5 protein-coding genes are annotated in these 5,990 nt (G+C 71.2%); 1 reads left to right on the forward strand and 4 read right to left on the reverse strand.

Going from position 1 to position 5,990, the window contains the following annotated elements; translation table 11 throughout:
- Window positions 1-243: 243 nt before the first annotated feature.
- From FFS10_RS22520 to FFS10_RS22535, 4 genes are all read right to left on the reverse strand, one after another.
- Window positions 244-1,497 carry a type II toxin-antitoxin system HipA family toxin gene (locus FFS10_RS22520; RefSeq protein WP_137896834.1) on the reverse strand — a complete coding sequence of 418 codons (1,254 nt, stop codon included), beginning with the start codon at window positions 1,495-1,497 and terminating at the stop codon, window positions 244-246.
- Complete coding sequence (locus FFS10_RS22525; RefSeq protein WP_137896835.1) at window positions 1,497-1,886, reverse strand: XRE family transcriptional regulator; 390 nt, start codon at window positions 1,884-1,886, stop codon at window positions 1,497-1,499. The genes FFS10_RS22520 and FFS10_RS22525 overlap by 1 nt, the downstream gene beginning before the upstream one ends.
- Before the next feature lie 92 nt (window positions 1,887-1,978).
- Entirely contained in the window at window positions 1,979-3,247 is a 1,269-nt protein-coding gene (locus FFS10_RS22530; protein WP_212744177.1) for an ABC transporter permease, read from the reverse strand.
- 7 nt (window positions 3,248-3,254) lie between these two features.
- A complete protein-coding gene (locus FFS10_RS22535; RefSeq protein ID WP_137896836.1) occupies window positions 3,255-4,499 on the reverse strand; it encodes an efflux RND transporter periplasmic adaptor subunit in 1,245 nt (414 codons plus the stop codon).
- Window positions 4,500-4,639: 140 nt separating this feature from the next.
- Here FFS10_RS22535 and FFS10_RS22540 point away from each other — a divergent pair, with 140 nt between their 5' ends.
- Complete coding sequence (locus tag FFS10_RS22540; protein ID WP_137896837.1) at window positions 4,640-5,932, forward strand: solute carrier family 23 protein; 1,293 nt, start codon at window positions 4,640-4,642, stop codon at window positions 5,930-5,932.
- The last annotated feature ends 58 nt before the right edge of the window (window positions 5,933-5,990 follow it).

Here is a 5,990-nt window from a genome sequence, read left to right on the forward strand (position 1 = left end):
GTCTTCACACAGTCTCGGTCGAAACCTGCCCCGACACCCCGGCAAAGCCCCCCCTCGCGCCCTGATCGCCTGCACCGGGTCCATGCGCGCGGCGCGGCGGGCCGGGATCACGGCCGCGGCCAGGCCCACGCCGCAGGCCACCAGGGCGGGATCAAGCTAGGCCGTGAACAGCCGGCTGCCTTCGGGGCTCTTGAAGATGTGGGAAAACACGACCCGCAGCGCGAACGCCAGCGCCATCACGCATCACGCATCACGGCGCTGATCCCGCAAGAACGCCCGATCCACATGCTGGGCCAACGACTCGATGTCCCGAACCGAAACGCCGAGCGCGGCGAAGTGCTCCTTCCAGCCGTCCACGACGGAAGCCACCTGGCGGATCTGCTGTGCCGCCTCGTCGGCCTTGAGCCCGAACTGGGCGTGTTCGGAGAAGGCGTTGGCCAGCGTCGAATCCGCCATGTCGGCGCCGACACGCATCTGCTGGTAGCCCAGCGACTGGCCCGCGGGCAGCACGTCGAACGCGGGCGACAGTTCGTATTCGCCGCTGTCGGTCATCAGCAGCACGTGGTTCTTCTCGTGGTCGTCCGTGTTGTCGATCAGGATGTTGAAGACCATTCGGCGGAACAGCTCGCGCATGTGCACGTGGTGCAGCCGCCCCTTGGCCACTCCCCGGCGGCGCAGCAGCTGGGCGAGCTCGGGATAGCCCAGTGCCTCGCCGGCCGCCTTCAGCGCGACGTTGGCCGAGAGCGCATGCCGGCGCTGGCCCGCTTCGCGGTCGAAGCGCTCGATGGCCAGCGCATGGCCCACCGCACGGCTTTTGGGCAGCGGGATCGGCAAGGTCGGCGCGACGCGAACGCCAGCCTTGGCGGCCAAGGTCATGGCGGCGTGCTCGATCAGGGGCATGTCCAGGGGCTCGCCGGGTTCCGAGAACTTCAGCACCCATTGCCGCCCGTCGAGGTCAAGCAGCGCCTTGGGGCGGGCACCGCCGAGGGTGACGCCAGGCGCGATCAGCCGCCGCTGCTCGGGCGGCACGGGCTCGCCGCGCAGGATCTTCTGGACCATCTGCTCGATGGCAGCGACGTCCCGCAGCTCGGGCAGCGGCCCCAGCCGGCGCGGCAGGTACTCCTGCCCGGACACCGAGACGCCCAGGGCGCCGAAGCGTTCGTCGCCCGCATAGAACAGGTATTCCATCAGCGAGAGGCGCGGCGGCTTGTCGAGGACGCGGATCACGCGTTCGCCCCAGCGGTCGGGACGGGCATCGTCCACGGCGCCGGCGGCGGTCTCCTTGTCGGTCGGCAGGAATTCCTGGTCGATCAGCGGCAGGTCCTCGCTGAGCGCAAAGCCGGCCTTCAGCCAGCCGGGGGCGTAGTGCAGCGAAACCCCCTTGAGCGCCCTGACGGTGGCGAGCGTCCCGATCAGGACGGGCCGCTCGGGACGGCCCAGCCACCAGAGATAAAGCGTATCGATCGGCTGGTAGCTCTGGATGTCGAACGCTGCCATCAGCTTGAACCCCGCGCCTTGCCCGCGGGACCGGGAAAAGCGTTTTTCAGCCGCGCTTCAATGGACGCCGGCTTGCGCACGGCGCGGGCCTTGGCCGCACGCACGGCGCTTTCCAGCGCGCCCTGGTCATGCTGTGGCGCCGCCAGCTCGGGTATGGCCTGGGAGCGGCCGATCAGCCACAGGGCGGACGCGTAGGCGCCGAAGGCGACGCTGGGGTCGCCGCGCTCCATGCGCATGAGCGTCGGCTCGGACACGCCTATGCGCACCGCCCAGGCCTTGCGGGACTCCAGCCGTCGCTTGCGGGCCACGGCCAGGTTCTCGCCGAACTCCCGCAGCAGCGCGAGCACGGCGGGAGGCATGGCTTCGAAAGCTTGGGATCGCTTTGGCATGCTATGAATGTTAGCAAAACATTTGATTTATTAAAATCTATGTTTGTTTATCAGGAGCAGTCAGCACCTAAGGAGCCCACGGATTCACCCCCTCACGCCCTGATCGCCTGCACCGGGTCCATGCGCGCGGCGCGCCGCGCCGGGATCACGGCCGCGACCAGGCCCACGCCGCAGGCCACCAGGGCGGCCAGGCCGACCAGGGCCGGGTCGAGCTGGGCCGTGAAGAGCTGGCTGCCGTCGGGGCTCTTGAAGATGTGCGAGAAGACTTCGAGCAGCGTGTAGGCCAGGGCCGCGCCGAGCACCGAGCCGGCCAGGCCGACCAAGCCGCCCTGCAGCAGGAACACCGCCATGATGCGGCGCCGCCCCGTGCCCATGGCGCGCAGGATGCCGATCTCGCGCTGCTTCTGCACCACGCTCACCACCAGCACGCTGGAGATGCCCAGCGCGACGATGATGACCACGAAGCTGCGGATCAGGTTGTTCGACACGGTCTGGTTGGACAGGGCGTTGAGCAGGCCCGAGTTGGTCTGCATCCAGCTGTCCACGGTGAGGCCGGTCTGGGCGCGCAGCTGGTCGGCCACGGCGTTGGCGCCGAACAGGTCGGTCACCGTGAGGTCGATGTTGGACACGCCGCCCGGCAGGTCGAGCAGGGTCTGGCCCAGCTTGAGCGTGACGAAGACCCAGCGCCGGTTCAGGTCGCGGTTGCCCATGTCGAACAGGCCCGTGATGTCCAGGGTCTCGCTGCGCCCGGTGGCGCTGGTCACGCGCAGCTTGTCGCCCACGCCCACGCCCAGGTCCTGCGCCAGGTCAGTGCCGATCAGCGTGCCGTTGCCCGCCACGTCGAAGCGCCCGCGCGTCATGTAGCCGTCCATGCGCACCACGCGGCGGTACTCCTCGGGCTGCACGCCGAGCAGGGCCACGCTCTTGTTGCTGCCGCCGCGCGCGGCGAAGGCCGGGCCGCTGACCACCGGCGAGACCGCCAGCACGCCGGGCGTGGCCGCCGCCAGCGCCGCCACGCGCTCCCACTGGTCGACCGAGCGCAGGCGCTGGGCGCGCGGCTGCACCAGGGCCGCCACGGCCTGGTCGGCGCTGCCCTGCAGCACGCGCTGCGTGGTCTCCTCCAGCGGGCGTATCACCACATGGGCCTGCGAGCCCAGCACGCGGTCGATGATGGTGCCCTGCAGCTGGTTGATCAGCTGGGTCAGGAAGATGATCACGGCCACGCCGCCGGTCACGCCGGCCAGGATCAGTGCGGTCTGCGTGCGGCCCTCGCGCAGGAAGCGCAGCGCCACCAGCAGCTCGAAGGGCATCCAGCGCGCCCAGGCGCTCAGGTCATGGCGGCGGTGCGGCAGATGGCGCATGGCTCGGTCAGCGCGAGATGAAGCTGGGCACTTCGAAGCCCTTTTCGCGCGCCAGCTGCGGGCCGCGCCGCACGCGGTCGCCGGGCAGGGCCTTCTCGGTCTGGGGGATGACCTCGTCGCCCTGCTTCAGGCCCTCGACGATCTCGACCGAGCCCACGCCGCGCAGGCCCAGGCGCACCGGCACGCGCTGGGCGCGCCCGTCCCTGAGCGCCAGCACCCAGGGTGCGCCGCGGTCCGGGTCGCGCACCGCGACCGAGGGCAGCACCAGCGCGTCCTTCTTCTCGCCGGCCAGCAGCTCGACCGAAACCGTCATGTCGGGCCGCAGGAAAGCCGGCGGGCGCGGCACGGCCAGCCGCACCTCCACCGTGCCGCGCGCCGGGTCCACGGCCGGGGCGATGTAGTTGAGCTGGGCGTCGAAGGGCTGGCCGGGATAGGCGTCGGCCACGGCGCGCGCCGCCAGGCCCGGGCGCAGCAGGCCCAGGTGCTTCTCGTCGACCGCCGCGTCTATGCGCGTGCCGCCCTGCTCGGCCAGCGCCAGCAGCACCCGGCCGGGCTGGGCCATGGAGCCGGGCTCGACCTGGCGCGCCAGCACCACGGCGTCGACCGGGCTGGTGATCTGCAGCCGCGCCAGCCGGGCCTCGGCCACGGCCAGGGCGGCCTCGGCCTGAGCCACGCGGCTGGCGGCCAGCGCGGGCTCGACGCCGCTGGCCTGGTTGGCCTGGGCTTGCACGCGGGCGGCCTCCAGCGCGCTGCGCGCGGTGTCTAGCGCGCGCTGGGCCTCGTCCAGCTTCTGCTGCGGGAAGAAGCCCTGGGCCACGAGCTCGCGCGTGCGCCCATGCTCGCGCTGGGCCGCCAGGTAGGCCGCCTCGGCCTGCACCACGGCCTGGCTGCTGACCGGCGCCGCCACCTGGGCCTGCTGGGCGGCGCGGCCGCGCGCCTCGACCAGGGCGGCGCGGGCCTGGGCCAGCGCCGCACGCGCCTCGCCGTCCTGCAGGCGCAGCAGGGGCTGGCCGGCGCGCACGCGGTCGCCCTCGCGCACGCGCACCTCGGTCACCGTGGCCGTGACCTCGGCACCGATCTCGATGCGCGCCGGCGCGTTGAGCCGGCCCGTGGCCACCACCGACTGCACCAGGCCCATGCGCGCCACGGCCACGGTCTGCACCGGTGTGCCACGCCCGACGGCCCACAGCCCGAGCGCCGCTGCGGCCAGCGCCAGCGCGGCGCCCACACCCCATTTGCCCAGTGGTTTCATGCCGCAAGCCTAACAGCGCGTGGGCGGGTCGGATTGACCGAAATCAATTCGCGCCCGGGCCGCCGAGGCCTCCCGCTTTCTTGAGCCGCAGGCCGAATACGAATAGGATGCCCGGGCCACAACAAGAACGGAGCCGCGCAATGAGGACGGGATGGCCCAGCTGGAATCTGAGGAGCGCCCAGGTGCTGCGGCACGGCGGCGTGATCGCCCCCGACGAGCGCCTGCCCTGGCCGCAGACCCTGGTGATGGGCGTGCAGCATGTGGTGGCCATGTTCGGCGCCACCGTGCTGGCGCCCATCCTGGTGGGCTTCGACCCCAATGTCGCCATCCTCATGAGCGGCGTCGGCACGCTGATCTTCTTCCTGCTCACGGGCGGCCGGGTGCCGAGCTACCTGGGCTCGAGCTTCGCCTTCATCGGCGTGGTGATCGCGGCCACCGCCTACGCCGGCAAGGGGCCGAACGCCCAGATCGGCCTGGCCCTGGGCGGCATCGTGGCCTGCGGCCTGGTCTACACGCTGATCGGCGCCCTGGTCCAGGCCCTGGGCACGGGCTGGATAGAGCGCTTGATGCCGCCGGTGGTCACGGGCGCCGTGGTGGCCGTGATCGGCCTGAACCTGGCCAGCATCCCGGTCAAGAACATGGCGGCGGGCGCCTTCGACAGCTGGATGCAGGCGCTCACTTTCGTCTGCGTGGGCGTGGTGGCGGTGTTCACGCGCGGCATGGTGCAACGCCTGCTGATCCTGGTCGGCCTGATCGTGGCCAGCGCGGTCTACGCCCTGCTGAGCAACGGCCTGGGCCTGGGCAAGCCCATCGACCTGGCGGGCATCGCCGGCGCGGCCTGGGTCGGCGCGCCGGCCTTTGCCGTGCCGCAGTTCTCCGCTTCGGCCATGCTGCTGATCGCGCCGGTGGCCATCATTCTGGTGGCCGAGAACCTGGGCCACATCAAGGCCGTCACGGCCATGACCGGGCGCGACCTGGACCGCTACATGGGCCGCGCCTTCATGGGCGACGGCCTGGCGACCATGGTCAGCGGCAGCGTGGGCGGCACCGGCGTGACCACCTACGCCGAGAACATCGGCGTGATGGCCGCGACCAAGATCTACTCGACCGCGATGTTCCTGATGGCCGGCCTGATCGCCATCGTGCTGGGCTTCAGCCCCAAGTTCGGCGCCTTGATCCAGGCGATCCCGCTGCCGGTGATGGGCGGCGTGTCCATCGTGGTGTTCGGCCTGATCGCCGTGGCCGGGGCCAAGATCTGGGTCGACAACCGGGTCGACTTCTCCGACAACCGCAACCTGATCGTCGCCGCGGTCACGCTGGTGCTGGGCACGGGCGACTTCACGCTGAGCTTCGGCCCGTTCTCGCTCGGCGGCATAGGCACGGCGACCTTCGGCGCGATCGCGCTGCACGCGCTGTTCGGCCGCCGCAGCTGAGCTGTCCCCGTCCCTGCCCCTCCCGTTCTTCACAAGGAGCTTGCCATGACCCCTGCCC

Source organism: Ramlibacter sp. 2FC (assembly GCF_005503345.1).
In the GTDB taxonomy this organism is placed as follows: domain Bacteria; phylum Pseudomonadota; class Gammaproteobacteria; order Burkholderiales; family Burkholderiaceae_C; genus SCMQ01.